This is a genomic window from Selenomonas sp. oral taxon 136, from assembly GCF_001554015.1.
In the GTDB taxonomy this organism is placed as follows: domain Bacteria; phylum Bacillota; class Negativicutes; order Selenomonadales; family Selenomonadaceae; genus Centipeda; species Centipeda felix.
The window spans coordinates 287,925-303,699 of the sequence record NZ_CP014239.1 but is presented as its reverse complement, the minus strand read 5'-3'; the positions used below and the strand labels follow the sequence as shown (position 1 = coordinate 303,699).

Genomic DNA, 15,775 nt, shown 5'->3' with positions numbered 1-15,775 from the left:
GCTGACGTGCAGATGAAACATCACATGGCATTTCTCGTGAGCCTTTTGCTCCTGCTCTCCGCGCTCCTTGGCGGGTGTGCAGGAGCGTCGCATGAGACATCCTCGACTGCGCCTGTGCAGCAGCAGGCACTCACGGTCAAGATGCTCGATATTGGGCAGGGGGACGCCATCCTCATTCAGACCGCAGAGCAGAACGTCCTCATCGACACGGGTGATCTGGACGAGCGGGATAAGCTCCGTGCCGAACTGGACAAGGCGGGGGTCAAAAAACTCGATGCAGTGATCCTGACCCATCCCCACGCCGATCACATCGGCGGGATGGAGATGCTGATTGATAAATATCCGATTGGCATGGTCTATGACAACGGGATGCCGTCAACGTCACGTGTCTACATTGGCTATATGAAACAGCTGAAGGCGAAGGGGATTGCGCGCAAGGGGCTCTGTACGGGAGATCGCGTGGATCTCGGCGGCGGGGCAGTCTTTGAGGTGCTCGCCCCGTCGGCGGCACTTGTCCAGCAGGGCAGCGTCAAGGGCTACAAGCACGATCCGAACAACGAGTCCGTTGTCGGACGGCTGGTCTTTGGCGATTTCTCCATGATGTTTACGGGCGACGCAGAAAAGAAAGAGGAGCAGGATATCCTTGCGGGGGCGCAGGGAACGGTGCAGAGCACCGTCCTCAAGGCAGGCCATCATGGCAGCAAGACTTCCTCCTCGGCAGATTTCCTGCGCGCCGTCCATCCTGCGGCGGCTCTCATCTCCTGCGGTGTAAACAACGACTATGGACATCCGCATAAGGAGACGATGAAGAAGTACCATGCCATGAATCTGGACATCTATGTGACGGCGGAGAATGGCACGATTACCCTTACGAGTGATGGAAAGGACTACCATATCACGCCGGAGAGAGGAGAGAAACAATGATTTCTGCGTATCTGGATCGGTTCGAAGGAGATCTTGCCGTGCTTCTCCTCGGAGATTCCATGGTCAAGGTGAATTTTCCGCGTGCGTTCCTGCCGAATGATGCGGCAGAGGGCGACTATCTGAAGCTGGCGATAGAACGCGACGCGGCGGCAACGGATGCCGCTGAGGATGAGGCACTGGAGCTGCTGAAAGGCTAAATAGGGGGCGAGATTGGCATTGACGATCGAGAACAGGGTTCATCTGTGGATGCGACCGCTGCTTGCCGCAGCGGTTTTTGTCTGCCTGCTGCTTCTACTCGGTGGAGCGGGAGAAGCAGCAGGCAGCCTCCATCGCATTACGGGCATTGAAAGCCATGCGGTGGAGGTGGACGGGCGCGCGGCACAGCGCATAGAGATCACCGTTAAGAAGGCGGGGCTGCACTACGCTCTGTCGGAGCGATACCATGCGGACCATCAGCTGCTGGTCGAGCTGGAGGATGTTGCGCTGGATGAGCATCTTCCCCATGAGATCGCTCTCGATGGAGCGGTGCTGCAGCGGCTTGTCGTTATCCCACGCGAGAATCGTCGTGCGGCACTGCGAATCTATGCAGGGCATGATCTTCGCAGTGCGGATGCCTATCGCATGTATACCGTCCCGGGGACGGGACGTGAGGAGAACACCGAGCGGCTCGTGATTGATATCTTTGCGGATGCCGGAGACGCACTCAGCAAGGCGGTCATGGGGCATACGGTGGTCATTGATCCCGGGCATGGGGGCAGCGATACAGGGGCAATCGGCTCCTCGGGCGCATGCGAGAAGGATGTCGCCCTTGCCGTCGCCCTGCGTACGCGCGACCTCCTGACCAAGGCGGGTGCGCAGGTTGTCATGACGCGGACGGACGATGTGGACGTCGCGTATGCGGGCAGTTCGGCTTCCCGCGAACTGCAGGCACGTGTGGATGTTGTGGCGGCGCATGAGGAGGCGGAGCTCTTCCTCTCCGTGCACTGCAATTCCTTTAGTAATCCGGATGCACACGGGATGGAGACCTACTACTATCCCAAGACGGATGCGGATGAACGCTTCGCTGTGCTGCTGAACGAGGAACTTGCTGCGGCCGGCGGGCTCTATAACCGTGGTGTCAAGCATGCGCAGTTCTACGTCCTGAAGCATTCGAATATCCCCGCCTCCCTTGCGGAACTGGGGTTTATCTCGAATCCCGAGGAGGAGCAGCTGCTCACGGATCCTGCCTATCAGGAGACACTGGCACAGGCACTCTTTCGTGCGATTGCACGCTATTTTGAGGAATGAGGAGAGAATCGGAAATGTTCCAACACGCGCAACATGTCACACGTCTGCTGGGTGCGCCGCTCTGCGCAGCACTTCTGCTCACAGCGGGCTGTGCGGATGAAAAGACGTCTGCCCCGCCTGCCGCAGAGTCACAGCAGACACAGACGAAGGCGGCTGCTGTAGACGACACAGCGGCGAAGGACAAAGAGGTCAAGGTGAATGTCTACTACCCGAAGAATGACGGTATGGGCTTGGTGGCGGACAGCCGTACGGTAAAACTCGGCAGCGAGGATAAGTATACGGCAGCGCTGAAGTCCCTGCTCGCAGGCACGACGGAGAAGGGGCAGACGAATGTCTTCCCGAAACACGTGAAGCTGCGCAGTGTCAAGGTTCAGGACGGTGTCGCCACGGTGGATTTCTCCAAGGAGCTGCAGAAGAATTTCAACGGTGGGTCGACGGGGGAAGAGATGCTCGTCGGATCAATCGTCAACACGCTCACGGATTTCCCTGAGGTGAAAAAGGTGCGCATCCGCATTGAGGGAGAGGATGTGGAAACTCTCTCGGGGCACATGGATCTCTCTGAGCCGCTGCCGCGCATGACAGAGTTGCTGAAATAGCTGTGCTTGTCATTTTGGCTGTTTTGTGATAGGATACTAGTAAAATGGCGGGAATGCTCTCTTTGTATGCCCGCAAATCGGAGGGTGCAGCGCGCCCCCCAATGGAAAGAAGCAGGAGGTTGTTTCATACAATGAAGGTTACGGCAGAGCATGGGGAGAACCGTGAGGTCACTCTGACGATTGAAGTGGATCAGGACAAGCTGGAGCAGGCGACGGACGGCGCGGCAAAGCGTCTTGCGGGACGCGTGAATATCCCGGGCTTCCGCAAGGGAAAGGCACCGCGCAAGATTGTCGAGAATTTTGTCGGCAAGGAGGCCATTCTTCAGGAGGCATTCGAGAGCGTTGCACAGAAGGCGTTCGATGAAGCGCTGACCGAGCAGAACATGGAGCCTGTGACGCGCCCCGAGATCGACATCGTGACACTCGAGGAGGGCAAGGATGTCGTATTTACGGCAAAGTTCACGCAGCGTCCCGAGGTCACACTCGGCGAATATAAAGGGCTCAAGGTCGAGAAGCCTGCCGTCTCGGTTTCCGAGGAGGACATCGATCGTCAGATCGAGGGGATGCGCCAGCATCAGGGCACGCTCATCGACGCCCCTGCCGATGCCGCGGTCAAGAAGGACGACTTCATTACGCTTGATTTTGAGGGCTTTGTGGACGGAACACCGTTCGAGGGCGGCAAGGGCGAAGACTATCCGCTCCAGATCGGCTCGGGCTCGTTCATTCCGGGCTTTGAAGATCAGCTCATCGGTGCGAAGGTCGGCGAGGAGCGCGAGGTGAACGTCACGTTCCCCGAGGACTACCACGCGGAGAATCTCAAGGGAAAGGCGGCTGTCTTCAAGTGCACGGTGCGCAGTATCAAGTCGCGCGAGCTGCCTGAGCTGGACGATGCGTTTGCCAAGAAGGCAAGCAAGTTCGAGACGCTCGCAGAGCTGCGCGAGGACATCCGCAAGAACCTCCAGGAGGGGGCGGAGCGTCAGGCAGAGAATGAGCGCCGCACAAAGGCAATCGACATGGCGACGGACAACTGCACGATGGAGATTCCGCCCGTGATGGTCGAGAACCGCATTACGGCGATGATCCAGGAAATGGCGATGCGTCTTGAGCAGCAGGGAATGAGCCTTGAGCAGTACCTTCAGTACGCCGGGCTCGACATGGCGCGCATCCGCGACGAGTACCGCGAGACGGCGGAAAAGAACGTGCGCACCGATCTCATGCTCGAGGAGGTTGCCAAGGCAGAGGACATCAAGGTCGAGGGAAGGGATCTCGATCAGGAAGTCTACGCAATGGCTCTGTCCTATGGTGCGACGCCGAAGCAGGTTCAGAAGATCATCAAGGAGCAGGGGCGCGTTAGCGATCTTGCAGCGACGGTGTTGCGCAAGAAGACGGCGCAGTTCATCGTGGACAATATCACGGAGTAAGAAAGCTCCTGCGGGGAGGAACGTATGAGTTACTATGTACCGATGGTGGTGGAGACCTCCGGACGCGGGGAGCGTGCCTATGACATTTACTCCCGCCTGCTGAAGGAGCGCATCATCTTCCTCGGTGGACCGATTGACGACAGCGTCGCCAACGTCATTGTTGCGCAGATGCTCTTTTTGGAGTCAGAGGATCCCGATAAGGATATCCACCTCTATATCAACAGCCCCGGCGGTGTTGTGACGGCAGGACTTGCCATCTATGATACCATGCAGTACATCAAGCCGGATGTCTCCACGATCTGTGTTGGACAGGCGGCGAGCATGGGTTCGATTCTTTTGACGGCGGGTGCAAAGGGAAAACGCTATGCCCTCCCGCATGCCCGTATTATGATTCATCAGCCGCTTGGCGGCGCACAGGGACAGTCGACCGACATCCAGATCCAGGCGAAGGAGATCCTGCGCCTGCGTGAGGTCGGCAACGAAATCCTCGCGCATCACACGGGGCAGGATACAGAGAAGATCAACGTTGATACGGAACGCGACAACTTCATGTCGGCGGAGGAGGCAAAAGAATACGGCCTCATTGATGAGGTTGTCCTCCGACCAAAGGATACATCTGCTGACAGCAAGGCCTGAGGGGGTGTCATGCGATGAAATTTGGGGCGGACGACAAGGGTCAGCTCAAGTGCTCGTTCTGCGGTAAGACGCAGGAGCAGGTAAGGAAGCTCGTGGCGGGGCCCGGCGTCTATATCTGCGATGAGTGCATCGAACTCTGCAATGAGATCATTGCGGAGGAACTTGGCGACGATATTGATGTCGGACTCAAGGATATTCCGAAGCCAAAGGAGATCCGCCGCATTCTCGACCAATATGTCATTGGTCAGGATGAGGCGAAAAAATCGCTTTCCGTGGCGGTCTACAATCACTACAAGCGTATTCATGCCGGTCAGGGAAAGAACGAGGATGTGGAGCTGCGCAAGTCGAACGTCCTCATGATCGGTCCGACGGGCAGCGGCAAGACTCTGCTGGCGCAGACGCTGGCACGCATCCTGAATGTGCCGTTTGCCATCGCCGATGCGACCTCTCTCACGGAGGCCGGCTATGTCGGCGAGGATGTCGAGAACATCCTGCTGAAGCTGATTCAGGCGGCAGACTACGACATCGAGAAGGCACAGCGCGGCATCATCTACATCGACGAGATCGATAAGATTGCGCGCAAATCGGAGAACCCCTCCATCACGCGAGATGTCTCGGGAGAGGGCGTTCAGCAGGGACTGCTCAAGATCCTTGAGGGGACGACGGCCTCCGTACCGCCGCAGGGCGGGCGCAAGCATCCGCAGCAGGAACTCCTGCAGATCGATACGACGAACATTCTCTTTATCTGCGGCGGTTCGTTTGATGGCCTTGAGGAGATCATCGAATCGCGCCTCGGAAAGAAGCAGATGGGCTTCGGTGCCGAGGTGCGCTCAAAGCGCCGCGTTACCGTGGGGGCGTCGCTCAGCAAGATCATTCCCGAGGATTTGATGAAGAATGGGCTGATTCCCGAGTTCATCGGGCGCCTGCCTGTCGTAGTCACGCTGAACTCCCTCGATGAGGAGGCACTCGTTCGCATTCTGACAGAGCCGAAGAACGCTCTTGTCAAGCAGTTCCAAAAGCTGCTCGAACTGGACGGTGTGCGTCTGACGTTTGAGGAGGATGCACTGCACCTGATCGCGAAGGAAGCGCTGACGCATAAGACGGGCGCGCGTGGTCTGCGTGCCATCGTCGAGGGGATCATGCGCAACGTCATGTATGAGGTGCCGTCGATCCATGGCGTGACAGCATGTCAGGTCACGAAGGACGTCATTGTCAACCACAGTGACCCGATCCTCACCATCGACGGTGCGGGCGCACAGAAGATGGCAGCCGCCAATTAAAGGTCTCTGTGTTTCCTTTGACACATATCGACATACCAATGAAAGGAGCCTGCAGCGTGCGGTGCTCCTTTTTTCTATAGATGGAAGGAACGCGACCATGTCTGAAAAACAAACACTGCCGCTGCTTCCCCTGCGGGGACTTGTGGTCTATCCCCACATGATGGTCAACATCGACGTGGGACGCGATCGCTCCGTTGCCGCCATCGAGGCTGCGATTGCAGGAGACAGTCGGATTCTCGTCGTCTCACAGAAGGATCCGGAACTGGATGACCCGACGGCGGCAGACCTCTATGATGTCGGTGCAGTTGCGGAGATCCGTCAGTTTCTGCGCCTGCCCGAGGGCGTGCTGCGGATTCTCGTGGACGGACAGCAGCGTGCGGAGATCATGGAGATCCGCGAGGGGGAGACGTATGCGGAGGCGGATGTCCATGTGATTGACGAGGAGAGTGTGGAAACGCCCTCCACAAAGGATATGGAGGCACTCGTTCACGGGGTAACGAGCAAATTCGAGGAGTGGGTGAAGCTCTCTCATAAGATTCCGTCCGAGGCGCTGGTGTCGATCTCAATCATGGAGGACATGGGACGTCTGGCGGATATTATCGCGAGCCATTTGAGCCTGAAGCATGAGGTGCGGCAGGATATCCTTGCCACCATTGATGTGCGCGCACGCCTGCATCGTCTCTATGAGGTGCTCGTCTATGAGCTGGACATCATGGGGATCGAGCAGAAGATCAACCGTCGTGTACGTAAGCAGATGGACAAGGTTCAGCGCGATTTTTATCTGCGTGAGCAGATCAAGGCAATCCATAAGGAGCTCGGCGACGATGCGGATAAGTCCGCTGATGTGGATTGTTATCGCACAGCTCTCGCGGAGGGGGCGTACCCCGATGCCGTACGCGAGACCATCGAGCGTGAGATTCACCGCCTCGACGTCAGCCCTGCGATGAGTGCCGAGGTCGGTGTGATCCGCAGCTATCTGGACTGTCTGATCGAACTGCCGTGGATGCACACGACCAAAGAGACGGTCGATATGAATGCTGCGCGCGCTGTGCTCGAACGCGATCACTACGGACTCGAAAAGATCAAGGAGCGCATCCTCGACTATCTTGCCGTGCGTCAGCTGGCACCGGAGCAGAATGCCCCCATCCTCTGCCTCGTCGGTGCACCCGGTGTCGGCAAGACGTCGCTCGGAGCGTCGATTGCCCGTGCGATGGGGCGGGAGTTCATCCGTATCTCGCTCGGCGGCATCCGTGATGAGGCGGAGATACGCGGGCATCGCCGCACCTATGTCGGCGCGATGCCGGGCCGCATCATCGAGGGGATTCGCCGTGCCGGTACGAAGAACCCCGTTTTTCTCCTCGATGAGGTAGACAAGATAGCCATGGACTTTCATGGCGATCCTTCCGCTGCGCTTCTTGAGGTTCTTGACCCTGCACAGAACTGCACGTTCAGCGATCACTTCGTGGAGCTGCCGTTTGACCTCTCGCAGGTGTTCTGGATCGTCACGGCAAATCACCCCGCGCGCATTCCTGCGCCGCTGCGTGACCGCATGGAGATCCTGAACCTCTCGAGCTATACGGAGATGGAGAAGGTCGAGATCGCACGGCGGCATCTCCTGCCGCGTCAGCGCATACAGAACGGGCTGAAGGCAAAGGACATCCGCATCAGTGCAGGCGTCTATCCTGTGCTCATCCGCTCCTATACGCGCGAGGCGGGGGTGCGCGAGCTGGAGCGCGTCGTGGGTCAGCTCTGCCGCAAGACAGCACGGCGCATCGTCGAAGGGGAGACGCCGCCCATCGCCGTGACGAAGGCGAATCTTACGGAGTTTCTGGAACGTCCGAAGTACCATCCGGCGCGGCAGGAGAAGAAGCCCCTCGTCGGTGTCGTCACGGGGCTTGCGTGGACGGAGGTCGGCGGCGACGTGCTGCGGACGGAGGTCAACATCCTGCGCGGGAAGGGCAAACTCATCCTCACGGGGCAGCTCGGCGACGTGATGCAGGAATCGGCACAGGCGGCACTCTCCTACGTGCGCAGCCGTGCGGATGCGCTCCATCTGGCAGAGAACTTCTACGAGACGGACGACATACACATCCATCTGCCCGAGGGGGCGATTCCGAAGGACGGCCCCTCGGCGGGCATCACCATGGCGACGGCGATGATCTCAGCACTCACGGGGCGCAAGGTGCGCGCCGATGTCGCTATGACGGGGGAGATCACGCTGCGCGGAAATGTGCTGCCGATCGGCGGGCTGAAGGAGAAGACGCTCGCTGCCTATCGCGAGGGTATGCATACCATCGTCCTGCCGCAGGAAAACGAACGCGATATCGAGGATATTCCCGATGCGGTGCGTGCGTCACTTGAGTTTGTACCCGTAGCGCACATGGACGAGGTACTGAAGGTCGCGCTGTATAATTAGGAGGTGCAGCATGTCTGAGCCGGTTGTCATTACAAAGGCTGCCTATCTTGCCTCTGCGGTACGGCGCGATCAGTACCCCGAGGAACAGCGTCCCGCGGTCGCCTTCATCGGACGCTCCAATGTCGGGAAGTCGTCTCTCATCAACTCCCTGACACGCATTCGCCAACTCGCCCATGTCTCGGGGAAACCGGGGAAGACACAGACGATCAACTTCTATGAGCTGCTCATGCGCATCGACGGTGGGGAAGAGCGGCATCCTGTACACCTGGTCGATCTGCCGGGCTATGGTTATGCCAAGGCGGCGCGTGAGAGCCGAAAGACATGGGCAAAGTTTATCGAGGAGTACTTTCTCCATGCAGAGAATCTGCACTTTGTCTGTCTCCTGCTCGATATTCGTCATGCCCCCATGCCCTCCGACAGAAAGATGTTTGAGTGGCTCGTATCGCATGATATACCTGTGCTGGTCATCGCCACGAAGGCGGATAAGCTTGGGCGCACGGCACGGCAAAAACAGCTGTCCCTGATGCGCAGGACGCTCGACGTTCCTGATCTTTCGATTCTGCCATATTCCGTGCCGAAAAACGAAGGGCGTACGGAACTCCTTGACGTGATGAAGGAATATCTGTTAGAATAGGCACGTAAAGAAGTGAATCGCATTCATTTTTTGTGCCTGTGTCCTATGATACGATTGTCCATGAGCAAGACGATCCGATACCGGTGCATGAAGATGGTGCACGGTATATGGGAGAGACTTCAATGGCAGAACTGACAGAATTTGACAAACGGCTGCTGAACCTCCTGCAGGGCAACCTGCCGGTGTGTTCGCGGCCGTTTGCGCGTCTCGCCGAGATGCTCGGAACGACGGAGGAGCATGTGCTTGAGCGGCTGGACGCCCTGAAGGCGGACGGATTTTTGCGGCGCATTGGGACATTTTTCAACTCGGAACGCCTTGGCTATCAGGGGACACTGATCGCGTTGTGTGTGACACCGGAGCAGCTTTCGTCCGTCGCACAGGCGGTCAATCGCTATACGGGCGTGACGCATAACTATGAGCGCGAGGGCAGGTATAACCTATGGTTTACGCTCATGACACCGTCGCAGGCGACGGAGGAGAAGATCATCGGAGAGATCAAGGCGCTGCCCGGGGTGGAGCGTCTGATGGACCTGAAAGCGAATAAGAAATATAAGATCAACGTGCAGTTTAAGCTGAACTGATGCAGGAAGGAAGGCATATCTATGGGCGAAGCAATCGAGGTCGATGCTCTCGACCGTAAGATCATCCGCCTCCTGCAGGGGCAGTTTCCGCTTGTCGCCGAGCCGTACAAGGCACTCGCGGCGGAAATCGGCATCAGCGAGGAGGAGTTTCTGCAGCGTGTGGAGCGTATGATTGCAGAAAAGAAGATCCGGAAGATGGGCGCGGTTCTCCGTCACCGCGAGGTCGGCTTTACGTCCAACTGCCTCTGTGTTTGGAATGTCCCCGACGCGCGCGTGGACGAAGTGGCGCGGCGGATGGCGCAGCACGAGCGCGTCTCCCATTGCTATGACCGCAATCGTACGGCGGATTGGCGCTATAATGTCTATACGATGATCCATGGTTTCAGCCGTGAGGAGTGCGAGAAGATTGCAGAAGAACTCGCAGCCGCGACGGGCATCGAGGATCGCGCGATGCTCTACACCAAGAAAGAGTGGAAGAAGACATCGATGCAGTACTTTGTGGAAGAGTGATATGGATAGAAAACCCCCGAAGGCTTTTATCTTGAGCCTTCGGGGGTTCTATGTTTTTTAGGGAAACACTGATAAAATGAGGTCTGCCAGATTGGCGTAGATTTTTTCGTCCGAACGAGGTGGAAAACCGGACGCAGAGTGGTGCTCTGTGGAGGATTTTCCGCCGAAGTGCGGGCAAAAAAGATGCGTCAAGATGGTTGTACCGAATTTATCAGTGCTTCCTTAGAGTGCAATCACCTGATCGTGGAGTGCCTTGAGCTGTTCCTCGGACGGAACGTAGAGGATACGTACCTTGTCCATGGCGATCTCGCAGCCGCCCGCCTTCAGCTCGTCCTCAATCTGCTGGATGCTCTGCCCGCCCCAGCCATAGGAGCCAAAGGCGAAAGCCTTGCGTCCCTTCGGTGCGAGTCCCCGCATATAGCAGAGGAAACCGCCGATGGTCGGGAGCATCGTGTTGTTGAGCGTCGGTGAACCGACGGCGAGATAGCGGCTCGTGAGGATATCCGTCATGATGTCCGCATGGGAGTTCTTCTTGATGTCATAGTAGCCGACGGAGTACCCCTTGTCGATGAACGCCTCAGCAATCGTATGCGCCATCGCCTCGGTGGAGTGCCACATGCTGTCGAAAACGATGACGGCGCGCTCCTCTGTCTCGCCGCTCGACCACTGCTTATAGCGCTCGATGATCTCAGGGATATGGGAACGCCAGATAATGCCATGTCCCGTGGCGATCATCTCCATGTCGAGCCCGTGCAGTGCCTTGAGTGCCGCCTTTGCCTGTGCCCCGTACGGGAAGAGAATGTTGGCGTAGTATTTTTTCGCCTCCTCACAGAGGATAGCAAGGTCATTCTCGTCGTCGAAGCGCTTGCCCGATGCCAGATGCTGTCCGAACGCGTCGTTCGAGAAGAGAATCTTCTCCTCGGGGCAGTAGGTGACCATGCTGTCGGGCCAGTGCAGCATGGGGGTCGGGATGAACTGCAGGGTGCGCTTGCCGAGCGAGATGCTGTCGCCTGCCTTGACGGTTTCATAGGGGAGCTCTCCATAGTAGGCACGCAGCCCCTTGAGTCCGTTCGGCGCACTCGTGACAATCTTTGCGCTCGGCGCGAGGGAGGAGATGAGGGAGACGCCGTAGGAGTGATCCGGCTCTACATGGTTTGAAATGACGCAGTTGATCTGCGACGGATCGATCACGGAGGACATGCGCGCGAGCATCTCCTCCTCAAAGCCGTGCTTGACCGTATCGATCAGCGTGATCGTATCGTCAATGATGAGGTAGGCGTTGTATGATGAGCCGCGCTGCGTATCGTAGCCGTGGAAGCTGCGCATGGACCAGTCAATGGCGCCGACCCAGTAGATATTGTCACGGAGTTTGATGGCGTTCATAAAAGACTCCTTTCAATCATAGGATGGATTAACAGTGAATAGACTTAAGCTATAGAAATAATCTATATATTATAAAAGTATTCTAGCGTAAAACCCGTTCTTTTGCAACCGCAAATTGCCCTCAACCCTGTGATGATGGGCGTCTTGTGACGCGTTTTCTTGACAGATGATTCCGTCTGTTGTATAATAATCATGACGAAAGCCGTGTATAATTGGGATAAAATAACCAGAAGAAAGAGGGCTTTTGATGCAAGAAAAGGTTCTGGTCTTTGATACGGAGACGACCGGCTTTCGCAGTGATGATGAAGTACTGACCCTCGCTGTTGTGAATGGCGCGGGTGAGACGATGGTCGACGGTATGTATGCGCCGGCGCGTAAGGCAGAGTGGCCGGATGCCGAGCGCATCAATTGCATATCGCCGGCGATGGTCGCGGGCTGTGACCCCATTCTCGCGCATCGTGAGGAGCTGGAACGTCTCTTCAATGCGCCGGACACACTCCTTGTCGGCTATAACATCGAGTTCGATATTCGCCTTCTGGCGCAGTCGGGGATCCGCATTACGAACCCGAACCGTCATGATGTGATGCTTGCTTTTTCGGCGTTCCGCAAAGTCCCCGATGCACGGCGCGGCGGCTACCGATGGTGGAAGCTGACGGAGTGTGCGGACTATTACCGCTACGACTGGGGAAACACGGTGGCGCACGGCGCACTCGCGGACACGCTCGCGACGCTCTTCTGCTACCAAAAGATGAAAGAGCCGGTCTATGAGGAACAGAGCCTGTTTGATTAATATGCAGGGAGGCATGCTGTATGGCAAAGAAAAAGAGTCAAACGGAGGCGGCGATGCAGTCGATGCGCGAGCGCAAACAGCAGGAGTTCGAGGCACGGCTTCAGCGCGTACGAAAGGCGCGCAGCACCTATCAGCGTAAGATCATCGGCGGTATCGTCGTTGCCTTTATCCTCCTCATCATTGTGTGTGCCCTGCTTCCGTCCGGCGATCGAGCCTATGATGGCCGATGGAATAAGGATATCAATGAAGGACAGGCGACTATTTTGCAGAGTTTGCGGAACAGTTTTAAATAGGTCTTGCTATTTTCTCAAAACCGCGTATTCTTAATAGGGTATACGCGGTTTTTTTGTTGGAGGGGTTGTTTGCATGAAATTTCAAGAGGTTATCCTCACACTGCAGGAGTTCTGGTCGGGGCAGGGCTGTATCCTCGCCCAGCCCTATGATGTAGAAAAGGGCGCAGGGACGATGAGCCCGTGGACGTTCCTGCGCGTTCTTGGGCCAGAGCCCTGGAATGTCGCCTATGTGGAGCCCTCGCGCCGCCCGGCGGACGGACGCTATGGAGACAACCCGAATCGTCTCTATCAGCATCATCAGTTCCAGGTGATCATGAAGCCGTCGCCGGACAATATCCAGGAACTTTACCTTGAGAGCCTTGCCCGCCTCGGCATTCACGCGGAGGAGCATGACATCCGCTTTGTCGAGGACAACTGGGAGTCGCCGACGCTGGGCGCGTGGGGACTTGGCTGGGAGGTCTGGCTGGACGGGATGGAGATCACGCAGTTCACGTACTTCCAGCAGGTTGGCGGTCAGGATGTAAAGCCCGTCTCCGTGGAGATCACCTATGGGCTTGAGCGTCTTGCCATGTATATTCAGGGCGTAGAGAACGTCTATGACATCGCGTGGACGGATGATGTGACCTATGGCGATGTGTTCCACCAGAATGAGTTTGAGCAGTCTTCGTATGCGTTCGATCTCTCGGACGAGAAGCTGCTCTTTGACCTGTTTGACAAGTACGAGGCGGAGGCGATGCGCGTCATCGAGGCAGGCTATGTGCATCCAGCGCATGACTACGTGCTGAAGTGCTCGCATACGTTCAATCTGCTCGACGCACGCGGGGCGATCAGTGTCTCCCAGCGGACGGCGTTCATCGGGCGCGTGCGTAAACTCGCGCGTCTCTGCGCGGAGGCGTATCTCGCCCAGCGTGAGGAACTGGGGTATCCGCTGTTGAAAAAGGAGGGGAAGGCATGAAGCGGGATCTGTTATTTGAAATTGGAACGGAGGAGATTCCGGCACATGTGATGCCGCACCTCCTGGAGGATTTGGCGCAGCTGGCGGAGACGATGCTGAAGGAGCACCGCCTTTCCTATGAGAAGGTGCGCACACTCGGTACGCCGCGCCGTGCCGCCCTCATTGTGATGGGTCTCGCAGAGCGGCAGGAAGACGTCAATACGGAGACGCGCGGTCCATCCGTCGCCATTGCCTTTGATGCGGACGGAAACCCGACGAAGGCGGGTGCGGGGTTTGCGCGCGGACAGGGCGTCGATCCGTCCGCCCTCATTCAGCGTGACGGCTATGTCTATGCCTCCGTGCATGAGAGTGGTGCAGCGACGGCCGAGCTTCTGACCTCGCTCCTGCCTGACCTCGTGCGTGCGATTCCGCTGCCGAACAGCATGCGGTGGGGGGATCTGGACTTCCGATTCATCCGCCCGATTCGCTGGTTCGTGGCACTCTATGGGACAGAGATCGTGCCCTTTACACTTGCCGGAGTGACGAGCGGGAATCACTCGCGCGGGCATCGGACGCTCGCACCGGCGGACTTCGTGATCACGTCGGCGGCGGACTACGAGGCGGCGTGCGAGAAGGCGTATATCATCGTCGATCCCGAGCGGCGGCGCGCCATGATCTGCGAACAGATCACAGAGACGGCAAAGGCGTGCGGCGGCACGGCGGAGATCACGCCCGACCTCCTCGAGGAGGTGCTCTATCTCGTGGAGTATCCGACGGCGCTCAGCGGCTCGTTCGAGGAGAAGTATCTGGCGCTCCCCTCCGAGGCGGTGATTACGCCGATGCGCGACCATCAACGCTATTTCCCCGTCAAGGCGGCGGACGGCAGCCTACTGCCCGCTTTTATCACGGTGCGCAACGGTGGGAAGGCACATCTTGATGTCGTGGCACACGGCAACGAGCGCGTGCTGCGGGCACGTCTTGCCGATGCGCAGTTCTTCTTCGATGAGGATCGCAGAAAATCCCTTGCAGAGCATCGGGAAAAGCTCAAGACGGTCGTGTTCCAGCGGGGGCTCGGATCGATGTACGAAAAGACGGAGCGTCTCACGGCGCTCACGACGGCGATTGTCGAGGAGATGGCGGCGGGTGATGCGGATGGCACCGCTCTCGCCGATGCGCGGCGTGCCGCCGAGCTCTCGAAGGCCGATCTCGTGACGGGCATGGTGACGGAGTTCACGGAGCTGCAGGGGATCATGGGACGTGAGTACGCCCTGCTCGATGGGGAGAGCCCTGCTGTTGCGTGTGCCATTGACGAGCAGTATATGCCGCGTTTTGCGGGGGACGAGCTGCCGCAGACGCCGCTCGGCGTTGCCCTCAGTGTAGCAGATAAGATCGACAATATTGTCGGGACGTTCAGCCAAGGCAGGATTCCGACGGGCTCGCAGGACCCCTTCGGGTTGCGCCGTCAGGCGCTCGGGCTCGTTCTCATGTTGATCGAGCAGGAGAGCACGATGCTTCTCTCCGACCTTGTCGATGAGGCGTGTGATCTCTACGACCTTGAAGAATTTCGGGATAAGATGCAGGTCTATGTGGCGGACTTTATCCGTCTGCGCCTGAAGAACGTCCTCAGTGAGCGCGGTGTGCGCTACGATGTGCAGGAGGCGGTGCTGGGCGATGTGGATCTTGTCGCAGATGTCCCCGTGCGCGCCGCCTATGTGGAGCGTCTGCTCGCATCGGAGGGGGGCGATGCGCTCGTGCAGTCCTTTGTCCGTGTCGGGAACATCGCCCGCAGTGTGACGGGCGGTACGGTGGATCCCGCGCTGTTCCAGGCAGAGGAAGAGGGCGCGCTGCTCTCCGCCTATCAGGCCGCGGCGGCTGCACGCGCGGAGGGCGAGGACACGCTTCCCGCCGAGCAGGCACTCGGGAGGGCGATCGACACATTCTTCGATGCGGTCATGGTCATGGACAAGGACGCGCGCGTCAAGGAGAATCGCCTGTCGCTCCTCAAGATGATCGACGACTATCTGCTGGAGACGGCAGATTACAGCAAAATTGTGCTGAACTAGGGAAGCACTGATAAATTCGGTACAACC

The 15,775-nt window shown here is 57.9% G+C and carries 16 protein-coding genes; 15 read left to right on the top strand and 1 reads right to left on the bottom strand.

Features of this window, described 5'->3' with window-relative positions; all coding sequences use genetic code 11:
• Positions 1-12 precede the first annotated feature (12 nt).
• From AXE86_RS01375 to ahbB, 11 genes are all read left to right on the top strand, one after another.
• On the top strand, positions 13-924 hold the full coding sequence (locus AXE86_RS01375) for a ComEC/Rec2 family competence protein (RefSeq protein WP_061943861.1): 912 nt from the start codon (positions 13-15) through the stop codon (positions 922-924).
• Entirely contained in the window at positions 921-1,121 is a 201-nt protein-coding gene (locus AXE86_RS01370; RefSeq protein WP_006691385.1) for a DUF3006 domain-containing protein, read from the top strand. Before AXE86_RS01375 ends, AXE86_RS01370 begins: the two co-directional genes overlap by 4 nt.
• A gap of 49 nt (positions 1,122-1,170) precedes the next feature.
• Entirely contained in the window at positions 1,171-2,211 is a 1,041-nt protein-coding gene (locus AXE86_RS01365) for an N-acetylmuramoyl-L-alanine amidase family protein (RefSeq protein ID WP_061946910.1), read from the top strand.
• Between the two features lie 14 nt (positions 2,212-2,225).
• The gene (locus AXE86_RS01360) at positions 2,226-2,807 is read left to right on the top strand and encodes a GerMN domain-containing protein (RefSeq protein ID WP_061943859.1); all 582 of its coding nucleotides are present in this window, start codon (positions 2,226-2,228) and stop codon (positions 2,805-2,807) included.
• 131 nt (positions 2,808-2,938) lie between these two features.
• On the top strand, positions 2,939-4,228 hold the full coding sequence (tig, locus tag AXE86_RS01355) for a trigger factor (RefSeq protein ID WP_061943856.1): 1,290 nt from the start codon (positions 2,939-2,941) through the stop codon (positions 4,226-4,228).
• A 24-nt stretch (positions 4,229-4,252) separates the two neighbouring features.
• The gene (gene clpP, locus AXE86_RS01350; RefSeq protein ID WP_009442697.1) at positions 4,253-4,864 is read left to right on the top strand and encodes an ATP-dependent Clp endopeptidase proteolytic subunit ClpP; all 612 of its coding nucleotides are present in this window, start codon (positions 4,253-4,255) and stop codon (positions 4,862-4,864) included.
• Between the two features lie 14 nt (positions 4,865-4,878).
• Positions 4,879-6,144: an ATP-dependent Clp protease ATP-binding subunit ClpX gene (gene clpX / locus AXE86_RS01345; protein ID WP_050343407.1), complete on the top strand. Its 1,266-nt coding sequence runs from the start codon at positions 4,879-4,881 to the stop codon at positions 6,142-6,144.
• 97 nt (positions 6,145-6,241) lie between these two features.
• The gene (gene lon / locus AXE86_RS01340) at positions 6,242-8,560 is read left to right on the top strand and encodes an endopeptidase La (RefSeq protein ID WP_061943853.1); all 2,319 of its coding nucleotides are present in this window, start codon (positions 6,242-6,244) and stop codon (positions 8,558-8,560) included.
• A gap of 10 nt (positions 8,561-8,570) precedes the next feature.
• The gene (gene yihA / locus AXE86_RS01335) at positions 8,571-9,194 is read left to right on the top strand and encodes a ribosome biogenesis GTP-binding protein YihA/YsxC (RefSeq protein ID WP_009442694.1); all 624 of its coding nucleotides are present in this window, start codon (positions 8,571-8,573) and stop codon (positions 9,192-9,194) included.
• A 122-nt stretch (positions 9,195-9,316) separates the two neighbouring features.
• Positions 9,317-9,775 (top strand): siroheme decarboxylase subunit alpha, encoded by a 459-nt coding sequence (gene ahbA / locus AXE86_RS01330; RefSeq protein WP_039980954.1) that lies wholly within the window; start codon positions 9,317-9,319, stop codon positions 9,773-9,775.
• 21 nt (positions 9,776-9,796) lie between these two features.
• Positions 9,797-10,285: a siroheme decarboxylase subunit beta gene (ahbB, locus tag AXE86_RS01325; RefSeq protein WP_061943851.1), complete on the top strand. Its 489-nt coding sequence runs from the start codon at positions 9,797-9,799 to the stop codon at positions 10,283-10,285.
• Between the two features lie 222 nt (positions 10,286-10,507).
• On the opposite strand, the gene AXE86_RS01320 is transcribed toward ahbB, so the two are convergent.
• On the bottom strand, positions 10,508-11,668 hold the full coding sequence (locus AXE86_RS01320; RefSeq protein WP_061943847.1) for an FprA family A-type flavoprotein: 1,161 nt from the start codon (positions 11,666-11,668) through the stop codon (positions 10,508-10,510).
• A gap of 247 nt (positions 11,669-11,915) precedes the next feature.
• Here AXE86_RS01320 and AXE86_RS01315 point away from each other — a divergent pair, with 247 nt between their 5' ends.
• From AXE86_RS01315 to glyS, 4 genes are all read left to right on the top strand, one after another.
• On the top strand, positions 11,916-12,458 hold the full coding sequence (locus tag AXE86_RS01315) for a 3'-5' exonuclease (protein ID WP_061943845.1): 543 nt from the start codon (positions 11,916-11,918) through the stop codon (positions 12,456-12,458).
• Between the two features lie 20 nt (positions 12,459-12,478).
• Complete coding sequence (locus AXE86_RS01310) at positions 12,479-12,751, top strand: cell-division initiation protein (RefSeq protein ID WP_083501137.1); 273 nt, start codon at positions 12,479-12,481, stop codon at positions 12,749-12,751.
• A gap of 73 nt (positions 12,752-12,824) precedes the next feature.
• The gene (glyQ, locus tag AXE86_RS01305) at positions 12,825-13,706 is read left to right on the top strand and encodes a glycine--tRNA ligase subunit alpha (RefSeq protein WP_061943842.1); all 882 of its coding nucleotides are present in this window, start codon (positions 12,825-12,827) and stop codon (positions 13,704-13,706) included.
• Complete coding sequence (gene glyS, locus AXE86_RS01300; RefSeq protein ID WP_061943839.1) at positions 13,703-15,748, top strand: glycine--tRNA ligase subunit beta; 2,046 nt, start codon at positions 13,703-13,705, stop codon at positions 15,746-15,748. The genes glyQ and glyS overlap by 4 nt, the downstream gene beginning before the upstream one ends.
• The last annotated feature ends 27 nt before the right edge of the window (positions 15,749-15,775 follow it).

Bases quoted from the DNA above. Each gene is read 5' to 3' on its own strand.
- AXE86_RS01375 (WP_061943861.1), top strand. From the start codon at position 13: ATGAAACATCACATGGCATTTCTCGTGAGCCTTTTGCTCCTGCTCTCC.
- AXE86_RS01370 (WP_006691385.1), top strand. From the start codon at position 921: ATGATTTCTGCGTATCTGGATCGGTTCGAAGGAGATCTTGCCGTGCTT.
- AXE86_RS01365 (WP_061946910.1), top strand. From the start codon at position 1,171: ATGCGACCGCTGCTTGCCGCAGCGGTTTTTGTCTGCCTGCTGCTTCTA.
- AXE86_RS01360 (WP_061943859.1), top strand. From the start codon at position 2,226: ATGTTCCAACACGCGCAACATGTCACACGTCTGCTGGGTGCGCCGCTC.
- tig (WP_061943856.1), top strand. From the start codon at position 2,939: ATGAAGGTTACGGCAGAGCATGGGGAGAACCGTGAGGTCACTCTGACG.
- clpP (WP_009442697.1), top strand. From the start codon at position 4,253: ATGAGTTACTATGTACCGATGGTGGTGGAGACCTCCGGACGCGGGGAG.
- clpX (WP_050343407.1), top strand. From the start codon at position 4,879: ATGAAATTTGGGGCGGACGACAAGGGTCAGCTCAAGTGCTCGTTCTGC.
- lon (WP_061943853.1), top strand. From the start codon at position 6,242: ATGTCTGAAAAACAAACACTGCCGCTGCTTCCCCTGCGGGGACTTGTG.
- yihA (WP_009442694.1), top strand. From the start codon at position 8,571: ATGTCTGAGCCGGTTGTCATTACAAAGGCTGCCTATCTTGCCTCTGCG.
- ahbA (WP_039980954.1), top strand. From the start codon at position 9,317: ATGGCAGAACTGACAGAATTTGACAAACGGCTGCTGAACCTCCTGCAG.
- ahbB (WP_061943851.1), top strand. From the start codon at position 9,797: ATGGGCGAAGCAATCGAGGTCGATGCTCTCGACCGTAAGATCATCCGC.
- AXE86_RS01320 (WP_061943847.1), bottom strand. From the start codon at position 11,668: ATGAACGCCATCAAACTCCGTGACAATATCTACTGGGTCGGCGCCATT.
- AXE86_RS01315 (WP_061943845.1), top strand. From the start codon at position 11,916: ATGCAAGAAAAGGTTCTGGTCTTTGATACGGAGACGACCGGCTTTCGC.
- AXE86_RS01310 (WP_083501137.1), top strand. From the start codon at position 12,479: ATGGCAAAGAAAAAGAGTCAAACGGAGGCGGCGATGCAGTCGATGCGC.
- glyQ (WP_061943842.1), top strand. From the start codon at position 12,825: ATGAAATTTCAAGAGGTTATCCTCACACTGCAGGAGTTCTGGTCGGGG.
- glyS (WP_061943839.1), top strand. From the start codon at position 13,703: ATGAAGCGGGATCTGTTATTTGAAATTGGAACGGAGGAGATTCCGGCA.